Source organism: Sphaerisporangium rufum (assembly GCF_016863395.1).
Taxonomy (GTDB): Bacteria; Actinomycetota; Actinomycetes; order Streptosporangiales; family Streptosporangiaceae; genus Sphaerisporangium; species Sphaerisporangium rufum.
This window is the reverse complement of the sequence record NZ_BOOU01000068.1, coordinates 16,239-29,179: the sequence shown is the minus strand read 5'-3', so window position 1 is coordinate 29,179 and position 12,941 is coordinate 16,239. Positions and strand designations below refer to the sequence as shown.

General features: G+C 75.0%; 13 protein-coding genes. 9 read left to right on the top strand and 4 right to left on the bottom strand.

All coding sequences use genetic code 11. The annotated features are described in order from the left end of the window. Positions 1 to 311 precede the first annotated feature (311 nt). Together Sru01_RS25055 and Sru01_RS25050 are read right to left on the bottom strand one after the other, a co-directional pair. Positions 312 to 3,188: a helix-turn-helix transcriptional regulator gene (locus tag Sru01_RS25055; RefSeq protein WP_239137720.1), complete on the bottom strand. Its 2,877-nt coding sequence runs from the start codon at positions 3,186 to 3,188 to the stop codon at positions 312 to 314. A gap of 156 nt (positions 3,189 to 3,344) precedes the next feature. Then, positions 3,345 to 3,665, bottom strand: a complete 321-nt coding sequence (locus tag Sru01_RS25050; RefSeq protein WP_203990341.1) for a DUF1330 domain-containing protein — start codon at positions 3,663 to 3,665, stop codon at positions 3,345 to 3,347. Positions 3,666 to 3,896: 231 nt separating this feature from the next. Here Sru01_RS25050 and Sru01_RS25045 point away from each other — a divergent pair, with 231 nt between their 5' ends. Further along, positions 3,897 to 4,340 carry an HIT family protein gene (locus Sru01_RS25045; RefSeq protein ID WP_203990340.1) on the top strand — a complete coding sequence of 148 codons (444 nt, stop codon included), beginning with the start codon at positions 3,897 to 3,899 and terminating at the stop codon, positions 4,338 to 4,340. A gap of 112 nt (positions 4,341 to 4,452) precedes the next feature. Here Sru01_RS25045 and Sru01_RS25040 read toward each other — a convergent pair whose 3' ends face one another. Then, a complete protein-coding gene (locus Sru01_RS25040) occupies positions 4,453 to 5,469 on the bottom strand; it encodes a zinc-dependent alcohol dehydrogenase family protein (RefSeq protein WP_239137719.1) in 1,017 nt (338 codons plus the stop codon). 100 nt (positions 5,470 to 5,569) lie between these two features. Between Sru01_RS25040 and Sru01_RS25035 the strand changes: the two genes are divergently transcribed. The 5 genes from Sru01_RS25035 to Sru01_RS25015 all read left to right on the top strand — a co-directional run bounded on the left by Sru01_RS25035 (position 5,570) and on the right by Sru01_RS25015 (position 8,765). Continuing rightward, positions 5,570 to 6,043 (top strand): hemerythrin domain-containing protein, encoded by a 474-nt coding sequence (locus tag Sru01_RS25035; protein WP_203990339.1) that lies wholly within the window; start codon positions 5,570 to 5,572, stop codon positions 6,041 to 6,043. 239 nt (positions 6,044 to 6,282) lie between these two features. Then, positions 6,283 to 6,642: a GntR family transcriptional regulator gene (locus tag Sru01_RS25030; RefSeq protein WP_203990338.1), complete on the top strand. Its 360-nt coding sequence runs from the start codon at positions 6,283 to 6,285 to the stop codon at positions 6,640 to 6,642. Next, positions 6,639 to 7,565, top strand: a complete 927-nt coding sequence (locus tag Sru01_RS25025) for an ATP-binding cassette domain-containing protein (protein WP_203990337.1) — start codon at positions 6,639 to 6,641, stop codon at positions 7,563 to 7,565. Before Sru01_RS25030 ends, Sru01_RS25025 begins: the two co-directional genes overlap by 4 nt. Then, positions 7,562 to 8,272, top strand: a complete 711-nt coding sequence (locus Sru01_RS25020) for a hypothetical protein (RefSeq protein ID WP_203990336.1) — start codon at positions 7,562 to 7,564, stop codon at positions 8,270 to 8,272. The genes Sru01_RS25025 and Sru01_RS25020 overlap by 4 nt, the downstream gene beginning before the upstream one ends. 28 nt (positions 8,273 to 8,300) lie before the next feature. Beyond that, on the top strand, positions 8,301 to 8,765 hold the full coding sequence (locus Sru01_RS25015) for a hypothetical protein (RefSeq protein WP_203990334.1): 465 nt from the start codon (positions 8,301 to 8,303) through the stop codon (positions 8,763 to 8,765). Positions 8,766 to 8,945: 180 nt separating this feature from the next. Here Sru01_RS25015 and Sru01_RS25010 read toward each other — a convergent pair whose 3' ends face one another. Next, the gene (locus Sru01_RS25010) at positions 8,946 to 9,860 is read right to left on the bottom strand and encodes an aldose 1-epimerase family protein (RefSeq protein WP_203990329.1); all 915 of its coding nucleotides are present in this window, start codon (positions 9,858 to 9,860) and stop codon (positions 8,946 to 8,948) included. A gap of 119 nt (positions 9,861 to 9,979) precedes the next feature. Here Sru01_RS25010 and Sru01_RS25005 point away from each other — a divergent pair, with 119 nt between their 5' ends. The 3 genes from Sru01_RS25005 to Sru01_RS24995 all read left to right on the top strand — a co-directional run bounded on the left by Sru01_RS25005 (position 9,980) and on the right by Sru01_RS24995 (position 12,874). Continuing rightward, a complete protein-coding gene (locus Sru01_RS25005; RefSeq protein ID WP_203990327.1) occupies positions 9,980 to 11,002 on the top strand; it encodes a glycoside hydrolase family 16 protein in 1,023 nt (340 codons plus the stop codon). Positions 11,003 to 11,104: 102 nt separating this feature from the next. Beyond that, complete coding sequence (locus tag Sru01_RS25000; RefSeq protein WP_203990325.1) at positions 11,105 to 12,409, top strand: glycosyltransferase; 1,305 nt, start codon at positions 11,105 to 11,107, stop codon at positions 12,407 to 12,409. Positions 12,410 to 12,580: 171 nt separating this feature from the next. Beyond that, positions 12,581 to 12,874 carry a hypothetical protein gene (locus tag Sru01_RS24995; protein WP_203990323.1) on the top strand — a complete coding sequence of 98 codons (294 nt, stop codon included), beginning with the start codon at positions 12,581 to 12,583 and terminating at the stop codon, positions 12,872 to 12,874. Positions 12,875 to 12,941: the final 67 nt, after the last annotated feature.

Here is a 12,941-nt window from a genome sequence, read left to right as displayed (position 1 = left end):
GGCGTTGCACGGCGGCCGGCCACGATCGGACCGCCGGCCCGCGCCGCCGGCCGGAGGCACCGGCCGGCCTCCCGGCGGCGCAGCGGGTGGTCGCCAGGACCGGTCCGTCCTGGCACGGATGCCGGAGCGGTGCCGGGCGGTCACCGGTTGCTGATGCGAGCGTACCCAGCGGCCGGCCGTCCGGACAGGGCGTTCCGCCGGACGGGCCCCGGACGGGCCCCGGACGGGCCCCGGACGGGCCCCGGACGGGCACGGCCGGCGTCGCGGTGCTGGAGCCGGCCGTGCGGCGGATGCCCGAGGTGGCGGCCGGGTCAGCCGTCGACCAGGTGGAGGCGGTGCGCGGTCGCGGCGGCCTCGCCACGCGAGGCGACGCCCAGCTTGCCCAGGATGTTGGACACGTGCACGCTCGCGGTCTTCACCGAGATGAACAGCTCGGCGGCGATCTCGCGGTTGCTGCGTCCGGCCGCCACCAGCCGCAGCACCTCCTGCTCGCGGGCGGTGAGCCCGGCCCGGGACGGCTCGGCGCCCTCGCGCGCCGGCCGCTCGCCGATCGGCAGCCGGGCCCGGCGGGCCAGCTCGTCGATGCGCTCGGCCAGCGGCGTGGCGCGCAGGCCGGCGGCCAGCCGGGCCGCCCGGGCGAGGTCGTCGGCGGCGCCGTCGCGCCCGCCTGCCGTCACCGTCGCCTCGGCCGCGGCGAGCAGCGCCCGCGCCTCGGCGTACGGCTGGTCCAGGCCGCGCCATGCGGACGCGGCGGCGTGCCAGGCGGCGGCGGACGAGGTGCCCGCCAGCCGGTCGGCCTCGGCGGCGAAGGTCAGGGCCTGTGCCTCCTGCAGCGGGCCGCGAACCGGCAGCGCGGCGGCGGCCGCGCGGACCTCCGGCAGCAGCGGCCCGGCCGCCGGCAGGCAGGCGACCAGCAGCGGCCAGGCGTAGCGGGGGGTGACGGTCAGGTTGTGGTCGAGCGCCCGGCGGACCGGCTTGGCGGCGTCCTCGGCCCGGCCGTGCGCGAGGTGCAGGTCGATCTCGCGGCGCAGGGCCGGCAGCACGGTCTGGTCGCGGAACGCGCCCCGGGTGAACACGCCGGTCAGCTCGGTGAACAGGGTGGTCGCCCGGGCCAGGTCGCCGCGGGCCAGGGCGATGTCGGCGGCGTAGCCCTGCAGGCTGGCCCGGTAGGGCGCGGGCGGCCCGACCTCCAGCGCCCGGTCGATGACCTCCAGCGCCTCGTCCCAGCGGCCCAGCGAGACCAGCGGCTCGGCCAGGTTGATCGCCAGGAAGGCGCCGGAGCTGCGGGCCAGGCCGTAGGACTCGGCGTCGGCCATGCCGCGGCGGGCCACCTTGGCGGCCTGCTCGTGCATGCCGGCGCCCTCCAGCGAGTCGGACTCGGAGATGGCGGCGCGCATCACCACGCTCCAGCCGTCGGACTTCGCGGCGACCTCCCGCGCCCGCTCGTACGCCCCGACCTGGCTCGCCATCTGTGAGAAGTCCAGGCTGCGGTACCAGGTCAGCGTGAGCATGGCCTGGGCCTCGGTCTCGACGTCGCCCACCTGGCGGGCCAGCAGCCGCGCCTCCTCGGCGAGCGGCTCGGCCTCGTCGGCGCCGTGCTCCTGGGCGCAGAGCACCCGCGACAGGTTCTCCAGGATCTGCGCGCGCAACCGGCCGGGCGGCTCGGCGGGGACGAGCTCGGCGGCGGCCCGCAGGTCCGAAAGGTAGCCCTCCCGGCCCAGGTCGTAGCGCACCATGCCGCGCTGGCGCAGCAGCCGGGCGGCGCGCAGCGGGTCGCGCTCGGTGTCGATCTCGCGCAGCGCCGCCTTGGCCAGTGAGATGCCGCGCTCGAACTCGCCGGCCAGGTGCGCGACGGTGATGGTGTGGCGCAGCACGTCGATGTGGTCGGCGCCGATGCGCTCGGCGGCGTCCGGCACCTGGTCCCACAGCTCCAGCACCCGGGTCAGCATGCGCAGCTGCTCGTCGTAGGCCGCCGACCGGCGCGCCGCGGCGGACGCCTGCCAGGCGGAGGTCAGCGCCGAGGTGACCTCGTGCGCGGAGTACCAGTGGTAGGCCAGCTCGATGGCGCCGCGGGTGCCGGGCAGCAGGCCCGGATCGCGCTCCAGGGCCTGGGCGAACCGGGTGTGCAGCCGGGCGTGCTCGCCGGGCAGCAGGTCCTCGTGGACGGCCTCGCGGATCAGCGCGTGCCGGAAGGCGTACACCTCGCCGTCCACCACCAGCACGTTGCCGGCCACCGCCGGGCGCAGCGCCCGCGACAGCGCGGCGTCGTCCAGCCCGGCCACCGCCGCGAGCAGCGGATGCTCGATGCGCACCCCGCCGGCGCTGGCCACCCGCAGCAGCTCCTGAGTCTCCTCCGGCAGCCGCTCGACGCCGGCCAGCAGCAGGTCGCGCAGCGACTCGGGCATGGCGGCGTCCTCGCCGCCGCTGAGCAGCGCCTCGACGAACAGCGGGTTGCCCTCGCTGCGGCTGTAGACGACCTCCACGTCCAGGGTGGTGGGCTCGCGGTCCAGGATGCCCGCCACCTGCCGGACCACCTCGCGGCGGGTGAGCCGGCGCAGCTCCATGCGGGTGACCCAGTCGATGCGGCTCAGCTCGGCGAGCAGCGGGCGCAGCGGGTGGGTGCGGTGCAGCTCGTCGGCGCGGTAGGTGACGATGGTGAGCAGCCGGGTGCCGGGGCGCTGGTAGCGGACCAGGAACGACAGCAGGTCGCGGGTGGAGCGGTCCGCCCAGTGGGCGTCCTCGATCACCAGGACGGTCGGCCGGCCGTCGGCGAGCCGCTCCAGCAGGCCGAGCACCTGCTCGAACAGCCGTGCCCTGGCCTCGGCGCCCTCACCCTCCGGCTCGCCGAACTCCGGGAGCAGCCGGGCCAGGCCGCGGGTGCGGCCGCCCGGCACCAGCGCGGCCACCCCCTCGTGGCCGAGGTCGCGCACCAGCGCGCGCAGCACCGCGGTGAACGGGGCGAAGGGCAGGCCGTCGGTGCCGAGCTCCAGGCAGCCGCCGACCAGCACGCGGGCGTCGCCGGCCCGCGCCTGGAACTCGCGGATGAGCCGGGTCTTGCCGACGCCCGCCTCGCCGCCGACGAACAGCGTCGTCGCCGAGCCGGACCGCGCCCGGGCGAGGGCGTCCCGGAGAAGTGCGAGCTCCGCCGCGCGGCCGACGAACTGGGGGCTCACCATATGGGCCGTCACGTCCTCCAGCATGCCACCCGGTCCCGACGTTCCGGACGGCCGCCGGTGCGGGAACCGGGTCATCCGCATCACCGGCGGACCGCGCGCCGGACGCCCGCCGCCCGCGTCACCGGGCGGGGAGTCGTCCAGCGCCGCCCGGCGGCTCGGGGCGGGGGTTCACTTGAGGACGTCGGTGGCCTTGTGGGAGTCGTCCACGCCCTCGATGAGGATCGCGGTGCCCTCGGAGTTGCCGGTGCGCAGCGGGAGGATCTCCTGGTAGGCGGGGGAGTCGTACCAGGCGCGCGCCCGGTCCATGTCGGGGAACTCGATCGCGATCAGCGTGCCCGGCCAGCCGTCCTCCCTGACCTCGAACGGGCCGCCGTGGATGCGGAACCGTCCGCCGTACGGGGCGAGGGTGGCGTCGATCTTCTCCAGGTACTCGACGATCGGGGGGCCGAGGCGGACGTCCCGCAGGATGGCGACGGCGTAGGCGGTCATGGTTCCTCCGCGATGTGTCGGGCCATTCCGGATCGGCCCGGTGTACCGCCAGCCTGGCAGGCCGCGGGCCGCGGCGCGATTACCCGGCGGGTAAGCGGGCCGCCTACCAGGCGCATCACCGCCCGGCCTCGCCGTGGCCGGTTGCGATCATCGATCGCCCGTCATGGCGAAACGCCGGACGGACGGGCGGAGAACGGTGGGCCGGACGCCGCGACGGGGAATGAATCGGGGATGAACCGACCAGCCGAGCCGTGCCCGTTCTGCGACGTGCTCGCCGGGCGGGCCCCGGCCAGCCTGGCCTACGAGGACGACACGGTCATCGTGATCATGGAGGCGCACCCGGTCAACCCGGGGCACGTGGTGGTCGTCCCACGCCGGCACGCCGGCGGCCTGGACGACCTGGACGAGCGGGCCGGCGCGCACATGTTCCAGGTCGCCCACCGGGTGGCCCGGGCGCTGCGCCGCTCCGGGCTGCGCTGCGAGGGCGTCAACATGTGGCTCGGCGACGGGGAGGCGGCGATGCAGGGCGTCTGCCACGCCCACCTGCACGTCTTCCCGCGCTTCGCCGACGACAAGGTGGTGATCGACGCCGACTGCGAGCCGCGGGAGCGCCGTCTGCTGGACCAGGAGGCCTGGCTGCTGCGCTCTGCGCTCAGCGCCGCCCGCCCGGCCTGACCGTGCGCGAAGATCATGCTCCGTCCGTCCCGGTCCGCGCCCGGCCGCCGGCCCGGCCGCGCGCGAGCGGCCCGGCCGGCCTGCCTCTCCGCGGCGCCGGACGGCCGTGGGCTCAGCCGCGCACGAGCAGGACGGCCGCACCGGTCACCCGGTCGGCGGCCAGGTCGGCCAGCGCCTGATCGGCCCGGTCGAAGGGGTAGGGCACGGTGGTGACCCCGAGCGGGTGGCGGGCCGCCAGCTCCAGGAACGCCCGGCCGTCGGCGCGGGTATTGGCGGTGACGCTGCGCAGCGTCCGCTCGTAGAACAGGTGCTCCTGGTAGTTCAGCGCCGGGATGTCGGTCAGGTGGATGCCCGCCACCGACAGGGTCCCGCCCCGGTCCAGGGCCCGCAGGGCCGCCGGCACCAGGTCGCCCACCGGCGCGAACAGCACCGCGGCGTCCAGCGGCTCCGGCGGCGCGTCGTAGGCGTGCCCGGCGGAGGCGGCGCCGAGCTCCAGCGCCAGCTCCCGCGCCCGGGCCGACCGGGTCAGCACGTGCACCCGGGCGCCCTGCGCCACCGCCACCTGCGCGGCCAGGTGCGCCGAGGCGCCGAACCCGTAGACGCCGAGCCGCCCGCCCGGCGGCAGGTCGGCGCGGGCCAGCGCCCGGTAGCCGATGATCCCCGCGCACAGCAGCGGGGCCAGCCGCTCGGCCGGCACGTCCTCGGGCAGCTCGTAGACGAAGTCCTCCCGGGCGACCAGGTACTCGGCGTAGCCGCCGTCCACGTCCCAGCCGGTGTAGCGGGAGCCGGGGCACAGGTTCTCCGCGCCGCGCAGGCAGTACCGGCACCGCCCGCAGGTGGAGTGCAGCCACGCCACGCCGACCCGGGTGCCGGGCCGGAGCAGCCGCGCGCCCGGGCCCAGGCCCGCCACCCGGCCGACGGCCTCGTGTCCGGGGATCGTGCCCGGGCGCCTCGGCGCCAGGTCGCCCTCGGCCAGGTGCAGGTCGGTGCGGCAGACCGCGCACGCCTCGACCTCGACCAGCACCTCGCCCGGGCCCGGCTCCGGCACCGGCCGGCGTACCCGGCGCAGCGGGCCGGTCGCCATCGGCCCCGGATCCCCCACCGCCCAGGCGGTCATCGTCTCGGTCATACCTCATGATCACACAGGGTCCTGGCCTGCGGGTTTGAAGCCGCCGACCGGAGGAAGCGAGGGAGGGACCGGTCCCACGCGACGAACGGAGAGGCGGGCGATGGACGCCATCGTGCTGTTGAAGGAAGACCACAAGACCGTCGAGAAGCTGTTCAAGGAGTTCGAGAAGGCGGAGGACGCCTCCCCCAAGGAGAAGCAGAAGATCGTCCAGAAGATCGCGCACGAGCTCACCGCGCACGCGTACATCGAGGAGGAGATCTTCTACCCGGCGGCCCGGGCCGAGGTGCCCGAGACCGACGACCACGTGCTGGAGAGCGTCGAGGAGCACCACGTCGTGGTGTGGCTGCTGTCGGAGCTGGACAAGCTCGACCCGGCCGACGAGCGGTACGACGCCAAGGTCACCGTGCTGATCGAGAACGTCCGCCACCACGTGGAGGAAGAGGAGCAGGAGTGGTTCCCGAAGGTGCGCTCGGCCCTCGGGCGTAACAAGCTGCAGGAGCTCGGCGAGCGGATGGAGAAGGCGAAGGCCGACGCGCCCGCCGACCCGCTGAAGCTGCTCAGCGCCCGCCAGTAGGCGCCCGGGCCGCCCCCGCCGGGTCGCGTGCCCGGCGGCCGGGTCTCCCCCCGCGCCTGTTCGGCCGGCCGTGACCCCGCCGGCCCACCTCCGCCGTCTCCACCCGTCTGTACACCGTCTGCCCGGTGCCGCGCGCGGCCCGGGTTTTCTCATGCCCTGATCGGTACCGCTCGCTTTACAGACCCGGTGTCACGTTCTATGGTTCATTACCTAAGTAATGAACCACTGAAGCAGGAGTCATGTTCGACGACCGGAGCCCGATCTACCGGCAGATCGCGGACCGCATCAAGACCGAGGTGCTGACCGAAGCGCTCAAGGAGGACGAGCGGGTCATGTCCACCAACGAATACGCGGCCTACTACCGGATCAATCCGGCGACCGTCGCCAAGGCGTTCCAGCAGCTGGTGGACGAGGGAGTCCTGTACAAGAAGCGAGGTATCGGGATGTTCGTCAGCCCGCAGGCGCGGGAGGTGCTCCGGGACCGGCACCGCGAACGGTTCTTCACCGACGTGGTCGACCCGATGATCGACGAGGCGCTGGCCATCGGCGTCCCGCTCGCCGACGTGGTCCGGCGCATCGAAGGGCGGGACGCGCGGTGAAGGTGGAGATCGACGGGCTCGGGCTGCGCTACGGCGAGACCGCCGCGCTGGACGGGCTGACGTGCACGCTCGACGGCGGCAAGATCTACGGGCTGCTCGGCCGCAACGGTTCGGGCAAGACCAGCCTGATGTCGGTGCTGGCCGCCTTCCGGCGGCAGACGTTCGGCCAGGTGCGGGTGGCCGGCGAGCCGGTCTTCGAGAACCGCCGGGTGACCCGCCGGATCAGCCTGATCACCCACACCGGCGAGACGACCGACATCGGCACCGCCGAGGACGCGCTGTACTTCGCCGAGTGGCTGCGGCCGGACTGGGACGGCGAGCTGGCCCGCTCGCTGATGGACGCCTTCGGGCTGGCGCCGAAGGCCAAGGTGAAGGAGATGTCCACCGGGCAGCGCTCGGCGATGGGCGCGGTGATCGGCCTGGCCGGCCGCGCACCGCTCACGATGTTCGACGAATGCCACCTCGGCATGGACGTGCCGTCCCGGAAGATCTTCTACGACGCGCTGCTCGCCGACTACATGGACCATCCCCGCACCATCGTTCTCTCCTCGCACCTGATCGACGAGGTGGCCCCGCTGTTCGAAGAGGTGCTGATCCTGGACCGGGGGCGGCTGCTGCTGCAGGAGGAGACGCCGGCGCTGCTCGGCCGCGGCACCACGGTCACCGGGCCGGCCGACCGGGTCGCGGCGTTCACCGCCGGGCTCACCGTGCTCGACGAGCGGCGGCTCGGCCCGACGGTCGCCGCGGTCGTCTACGGACCGCTGGACGACGCCCGGCGCCGGGAGGCCGCCGGGGCGGGGCTGGAGCTGGCCCCGGTCCCGCTGCAGGACCTGTTCGTCCACCTGACCGCGGACCCGGCCGGCGCGCCGGCCGCGGCGCCCGCCGGCGCGCCGGCGGCCGAGCCGAGCGGAGAGCCGCGATGAGATTCCCCAGCCGCCTGCTGGTCGCCAACATGTTCTTCGCCGTGCTGCTCTGGCTCGCCGCGCTGGCGGTGACCGCGGCCATCGCCGCCGCCGTCGCCGTCTTCGGCGACCTGGACCAGAGCGCCTGGGAGAAGGTCCCGCAGATCGCCCGCTGGTACGCTCTGTTCACCGGGGTGGCGCTGATCCGGGAGTTCCTGCCGATGTACATCGCGCACGGCCAGACCCGCCGCGAGTTCGGCGGCCACGCCCTGGTCACCGCGCTGCTCTTCGCGCCGTTCCTCGGGGTGCTGTTCGCGCTGGGCTACCTGATCGAGCGCGGGGTCTACGCGCTGGCCGGCCTGCCGCCGGTGCTCGGCCGCGGCCATCTCTACGCCGACACCCTGCAGTTCCCGGTGGTGGTCGCCGAGCACACCCTGCAGTTCGCGGTCTGGCTGGCGGCCGGCACCTTCCTCGGCGCCGCCTACTACCGCTGGGCGGGCGGCGGCGTGCTGGCCTGCCTGCCGGTCGCCGCCGGCCTGGTGCTGCTGGCCGAGAGCACGGTCGGCGGCGACCTGCGGCTGCCGTTCGCCAACCGGTTCGGCCTGGGGCTCGACCTGGCCTGGCCGGCCGCCGTGCTGGCCGGCACGGGGGTGGCCACCGTGCTGGCCGGGCTGGCGCTGACCTGGCCGATCATCCGGGATGTGCCGTTGCGCACCACGCGGGCCTGACCCGCCGACCGAAGAAGGAGAAGACCCGATGACCGATGCCACGACGCGCCGCGGGCCGACCGGCATGGTGGGCGAACTGATGCTCTTCTGGGCCGACCCGATGTCGGGCGGTGATCCGGACGACCCGCCACCCGGCCGCGGCGCCCTGGTGACCTGGGCGCTGCTCGCCGTGGCGCTGACCGCGGCGGCGGCCGCCGGGTGGGCGGCGCTCGGCCGGGCGAGGTCGGGCGGTGGCTGGTGGTTCGCCACGCTGCCCCTGCTGCTGCCGCTGGTCAACGCGTTGGCGCACCGCCCACCCCGCCGGTGGCGAGGGCTGGCGGTGGCACTGCCCGCCGGGGCCGTCGCCGGCCTGGCCGGCGCGATGGCGGCGGCGGGCCTGGGCTCGTTCTGGTCGGGATACCTCGGGCTGGCGGCCGGGGCGCTGGTCGCGTCGGTCACCTTCGCGCTGGTCGCCCTGCCCGCCGGCCCCACTCGCCGGCACCCGCCCGGCTGACGTCGGCGATGGGCGGGGACCAGGCCGGCCGCCAGGGTCCGGCTCACCATGTTCGACGAGTGCCACCTCGGCATGGGTGCGCCGTCCCGGACGTTCTGATGACCGCGCTGCTCAACGGAGCCTGGCGCCGCCAGGCCGCCGGAGTGGTGCGGACAGGGCCGGCCCGTCCGGCGGTACCGGTCAGCAGGGGCGGATGCCGAACCGGTGCACGGCGCGCGCGCCGGGCTCCAGCCGGATGACGCCCTCGCCGCTGCGGAACGCGTCGGGCGGGCAGCTCATCGGCTCGACGGCCAGCCCGGCGCGGCGGTAGGGCTCGGCGAGGGTGTCGCCGGTGAACAGCTGGAGCCACTCCACGCCCTCGCCCGCCCACAACTCGACCCCGGGGGCGCCGCCGGCGCCGGTCAGCCGGACCCGCACCCGGCCGTCCGCGTCGCGGGCCAGGCCGGTGAAGGCGGTGTCCAGTGCCAGGTCGCCGATCGGCCGGGCGGTCCGGAAGTCGTACGGCGTGCCGGTCACGTCCCGGCGGCCGACCGGGATCTTGCGGTCGTCCACGTCCAGGCGCTCGGCCGCCGGCAGCTCCAGCACCGCGCCGTCCACCGGCTCGCCGAGGGTCAGATAGGGATGCGCGCCGAAACCGTACGGCGCGGCGGTGGCACCGGCGTTGACCGCCGAGATCTCGACGGTCAGGCCGTCCTCGGCCAGCCGGTAGCCGGCCGACAGGTCCAGCACGTGCGGGTAGCCGGGCTGCGGGAACAGCCGCAGCGCCAGCCGCACCGACCCGCCGTCCCGCGACTCCAGCCGCCAGGGGAGGGTCCGGGTGAAGCCGTGCGCGGCGTTGCCGTATTTGGGCTCGGTCAGCGCGAGCTGCCGCTCCTCGCCGTCGAAGGCGTACCGCCCGCCGTCGATCCGGTTGGGCCAGGGCAGCAGCGGCAGGCCGGCCGACCCCACCGGCGCCCGGTCGGCGGGGTAGTCCAGGACGAGCGGCCGGCCCTGGTGGGCGAGGGCGCGCAGCCCGGCGCCGACCTCGGTCACCACCGCGGTGAACCCGGCGGCCTGGATGGTGTGCTGCTCGCCGGTAGGCGCTGCGGGGATCATCTTCCCATCCAACACCATGCGTCACCGCGGTACCGGTCCGGCCGTCCGCCGGCGGTCAGCGCACGCGTTCGCGCTGGTTAACATACGTTTCCGGGTTCCAGGCGACGGAGGGGGTGCGGGTGACCGGCAGCCACCGGGCGGCCGCGGCCCTGGCCGTGGTGCTGGCCGTGGCGCTGCTCGCCGGCCCGGCGGCCGGCTGCGGCGCCGGCCCGGATTCGCCGCCGGCCCGGAGCACGCCGGCGTTTCCAGCTACACCGCCCGGCGGGACCGCGGCCGGTTCCCCGCCGCCCGCCTCCCCGCCGGGCACCGCTTCCGGTTCGCCCGCCGCCACCGCCGTCCCGGGGCCGCCCGCCTTCTTCGACGACTTCAGCTACCAGGGCCCGGCCGACCCGCGGCTGGGCGAGCGGGGCTGGGCCGTCCGGTCGGCGCCCGGCGGGCCCGGGGTGGCCGGCGCGACCTGGGCGCCGGGCAACGTGGCCTTCGAGCCCGACGCCGCCGGCGGCACCGTGGTGCGGCTGACCGCCGAGACCGACGGCACCCCGGCGGGCACCCGGCAGGCCCAGCTCGGGCAGCGCGGGCCGCGCTTCCTCGCGGGCACCTACGGGGCCCGGGTGTGGCTGGAACCGGACACCGACCCGCCGGACCGGCCGCTCACCGCCTTCTACACGGTGTCCGCCTTCGCCGGCAGCGCGGAACCGAGCTACTCGGAGCTGGACTTCGAGTACACGGCCAACGGCGGCTGGAGCGGGTACGAAGGCCCGGCGATGTACGCGGTGACCTGGGAGAGCTTCCAGCCCGGCAATCCGGTCCGGCGCACCGCCAAGCGCCCCGGCGACGTGTCGGGCTGGCGGACCCTGGTGATCCAGGTGGGCGACGGCCGGGTGCGCTACTACGTGGACGGCGAGCCGTTCGGCGACCACGGCGGGCGCTACTACCCCGAGTCGCCGATGGGCGTGAACTTCGCGCAGCGGCTGATCAAGGAAGGGCTCGACACCGGCGAGTCCGCGCCGCGCGCCTACACCAGCAAGGTCGACTGGTTCTACTTCACCCCGGAACTCATCGACCCGGACGCCGTTTCGGCCCGGGTGGCCGAGCGGCGCCAGGCCGGTACGGCGTTCCAGGACACCGTCCCAGCGCCCTGACCTGCGGAAATTTTACCTACCGCTCGCTTGGAATCCCATTTTCTCACCATATGGTGGTATTTCCTGACAAAAAGGTCAACCCGGAGTAAATGGGAGATACCAGTGAAGGCACTGCTGCGGCCGTCGCTGCCGGCCTTCCTGGTCCTGGCCGTCCTGCTCGCGGTGCTGGTACAAGGGCCGCCCGGCGTCTACGGGCTGGTCGTCGGGACGATCCTGGCGGCGAAGCTGCTGGTCGCCCTCACCTACCGGCCGTACCGGGCGGCCGACCTGCCCGGGGACACCGCCGGCCTGCGGGTCACCGCGGTGGTGCCGATCTACAACGAGGACCCGGGCACCCTGGAGCTGGCGCTGCGCGCGCTGGCCGGCCAGACCCGGCCCCCTCAGGCGGTACGGGTGGTCGACGACGCGAGCGCCGACCCGGCCGGGGCGGCGACCGCCCGCGCGCTGGCCGCCGAGTTCGCCGCGCGCGGCATCGACTACCGGGTGCTGGTCCAGCCGCGCAACGCGGGCAAGCGGGCGGCGATGGGCCGCGCGTTCGCCGGCACCCCCGACACCGACGTGTACCTGTGCGTGGACTCCGACACCGTGCTGGAACCGGACGCGGTCGGCGAGCTGCTCGTCCCGTTCGCCGATCCGCGGGTCACCGCGTCCACCGGCCTGGTGCTGCCGTCCAACCGCGGCCGCAACCTGCTGACCTGCCTGCAGGAGCTGCGCTACGCCGCGTCCTTCCTGGTGGAGCGGGCCGCCTACACGCGGGCCGGCGCGGTGCTGTGCTGCAGCGGCGCGCTGTCGATGTACCGGGCGAGCGTGATCCGCGAGCACGGTGCCGACTTCCTCGGCCAGCGCTTCCTCGGCCGCTGCGCGACCTTCGGCGACGACCGCCGGCTCACCAACTACGCGCTGCTCGACGGCCGGGCGGTGTTCCAGGAACGGGCACTCGCGCACACCGCGGTGCCCGAGCGACTGTCGCACTTCGTGCGCCAGCAGGTCCGCTGGAACAAGTCCTTCTTCCGGGAGTCGCTGTGGGCGCTGGTCCACCAGCCGAAGACGCGGCCGGCGTTCTGGCTCACCGTGGTGGAGCTCGGCGCCTGGGCCGGGTTCAGCGCCGCGCTCGCCTACCTGCTCGTGCTGCATCCGCTGACCACCCCCGAGACCTGGGGCACGTCGGTCACCGGCTACCTCGGCCTGGTGACGATCATGGGATACCTGCGCACCGTGCGCTATCTCGACCTGCGACACCGCGGGACCGGCCCGCTGCGCCGCCTCGGGCTGTTCCTGCTGGCACCGCTGTACGGGGTGCTCCACCTGGTCGTGCTCATTCCGGTGCGGTTCTACGCGCTGGCCACCCTGTTCCGCACCGGCTGGGGCAGCCGCCAGCACGGCGTCGAGGTCCGTACCGCGACCTAGCGGCCGGTGCCCGCGCGCTAGGGGCGCGGTGCGGGGCGCTCTGGGGCGGCGGAGGGGTCACCTAACCATGGATGCGGTGTTTGTCTGGAAACAGGTAGACAAAGACCGACATCACGCCTGATGCGGGGTCTGACCGGCAAGCCGTGGCGTCGGGTGGCGGAAGGTACGCGCATGGAGTCCACCACGGTAAGGGAGGCCCCGGCGGGGGCCGGGCTCGCCGCCGAGCGGGCCAAGCTGGCGCGGTTGCGGGAGTCGCTGGCCGCTCTGGGCGTGACGGCCGAGTTCCGCGAGGCGATGCCGGCCCTGCTGGTGCCCCGGCCGGACGTCGGCCTGCCGCTATGGGTGTTCGTCGGCTATGGCGGCGCGTACTACTCCTGGCAGTCGGCCGAGAAGCGGCATCCGGTCGCCGACCCGGCCGGCGCCGCCCGCGTGCTGGCCGGCTACATCGCCGGCCGGACGTACTGAACCACGCCGGCGGACGGCCACGGTCCGGCGCCGGGACCCGCCGGCGGCCGAGGGCGGGTGCCGGGGA

What these genes read in the sequence shown, in the direction of transcription:
- Sru01_RS24995 (WP_203990323.1), top strand. Translation starts at nt 12,581, where the DNA reads ATGGAGTCCACCACGGTAAGGGAGGCCCCGGCGGGGGCCGGGCTCGCC.
- Sru01_RS25040 (WP_239137719.1), bottom strand. Translation starts at nt 5,469, where the DNA reads ATGACCGAGACGATGACCGCCTGGGCGGTGGGGGATCCGGGGCCGATG.
- Sru01_RS25045 (WP_203990340.1), top strand. Translation starts at nt 3,897, where the DNA reads ATGAACCGACCAGCCGAGCCGTGCCCGTTCTGCGACGTGCTCGCCGGG.
- Sru01_RS25030 (WP_203990338.1), top strand. Translation starts at nt 6,283, where the DNA reads ATGTTCGACGACCGGAGCCCGATCTACCGGCAGATCGCGGACCGCATC.
- Sru01_RS25015 (WP_203990334.1), top strand. Translation starts at nt 8,301, where the DNA reads ATGACCGATGCCACGACGCGCCGCGGGCCGACCGGCATGGTGGGCGAA.
- Sru01_RS25035 (WP_203990339.1), top strand. Translation starts at nt 5,570, where the DNA reads ATGGACGCCATCGTGCTGTTGAAGGAAGACCACAAGACCGTCGAGAAG.
- Sru01_RS25010 (WP_203990329.1), bottom strand. Translation starts at nt 9,860, where the DNA reads ATGATCCCCGCAGCGCCTACCGGCGAGCAGCACACCATCCAGGCCGCC.
- Sru01_RS25050 (WP_203990341.1), bottom strand. Translation starts at nt 3,665, where the DNA reads ATGACCGCCTACGCCGTCGCCATCCTGCGGGACGTCCGCCTCGGCCCC.
- Sru01_RS25020 (WP_203990336.1), top strand. Translation starts at nt 7,562, where the DNA reads ATGAGATTCCCCAGCCGCCTGCTGGTCGCCAACATGTTCTTCGCCGTG.